The organism is Arthrobacter sp. HMWF013, assembly GCF_003061105.1.
GTDB lineage: Bacteria > Actinomycetota > Actinomycetes > Actinomycetales > Micrococcaceae > Arthrobacter.
This window is the reverse complement of sequence record NZ_QAIQ01000560.1, coordinates 1-1,243: the sequence shown is the minus strand read 5'-3', so window position 1 is coordinate 1,243 and position 1,243 is coordinate 1. Positions and strand designations below refer to the sequence as shown.

General features: G+C 62.8%; 1 protein-coding gene. It reads right to left on the bottom strand.

All coding sequences use genetic code 11. From position 1 onward, the window contains the following. Positions 1-32: 32 nt before the first annotated feature. A protein-coding gene (locus DBR22_RS19195; protein WP_108600316.1) for an IS3 family transposase occupies positions 33-1,177 on the bottom strand; the annotation gives its coding sequence in 2 pieces (ribosomal slippage) (positions 33-901 and positions 901-1,177; 1,146 coding nt in all). Between the last annotated feature and the right edge of the window lie 66 nt (positions 1,178-1,243).

Below are 1,243 nucleotides of genomic sequence, written 5' to 3'. Positions count from 1 at the left end.
GGGACTGCCCCGGCTTTTGTTGACTCGGGGTCTTAGGCCGCTATGAGCGCAATCCGGTTGATTGTTTCATATTCAATTGGCGTGAGTTTTCCCAGCCGTCTTTGCCGTCGCCGGCGGTGGTAGGTCCGCTCGATCCAGGATGTGATCGCCAGCCGGAGTTCCTGGCGTGTGAGCCACCGCTGACGGTCCAGGACGTTCTTTTGCAGTAGCGAGAAGAAGGATTCCATTGCGGCGTTGTCCGCGCACGCGCCCACCCTGCCCATCGACCCGGTGAGGCCATTGTGCCGGAGCGTTTCGACGAAGCGACGGGACCGGAACTGGGAACCACGATCCGAATGCACCACCGTTCCTGCCGGACGCCGCGCCCGCACCGCGTTCTCCAGCGCTGCCACCGCCAGCGAGGATTTCATCCGTGAGTCCATCGAGTACCCGACGATCCTGCCGGAATAGACGTCCTTGACCGCGCAGAGGTAGAGCTTTCCCTCGGCGGTGGGGTGCTCGGTGATGTCGGTCAGCCACAGCTCGTTCGGCGCCGCGGCAGTGAAGTCTCGCTCCACCAGGTCGTCGTGGACTGGTGGACCGGGCTTCCGGTTCAGGCCACGCTTCTTGGAAAATACAGACCAGATGCCGTGGTCCCGGCACAGGCGCTGAACCCTGTTCTCGCCCGCCGTGATGCCCTTCTCCGGAAGCTCATCGGCGATGAACCTGTACCCGAAAGCAGGATCGTCGGCGTGGATCTCCCGAGCGGCGTTGACCACGTGCGCATCCGCCCAGTCCCGGTCCGTCACCGGGCTGGCCCTCCACCGGTAATAGCCTTGCTTGCTGAATCCCAACACCCTGCAGGTCACCGCCACGGGAACTCCGTCGACGGCAAGATCCGTGACCAGCGGGTACATCATTTTGGGTTGATGTCCCTCGCCAGATAAGCAGCAGCCCGGCGCAGAATCTCATTCTCCTGCTCCAACAGGCGGTTGCGCTTCTTCAGCTCTCGCATCTCGGCCGACTCCGCCGCTGCCGGTCCGGCTCCGGAATCTTTACGTTCGGCGATGGCAATCCACCGTTTCAGTGTCGTGACCGACAGCCCGAAATCCTTGGCAATCTGCGCCAGCGGCGCCTCGCCCTTGCGGGCCACATCAATAACATCCTGGCGGAACTCCGCCCCATAAGCCGTGGGCATGGTCAACATCCTTCCACGAGCACCAGCTCGCTAGGTCAAGGAGTCAACAAAACCGGGGGCAGTCCC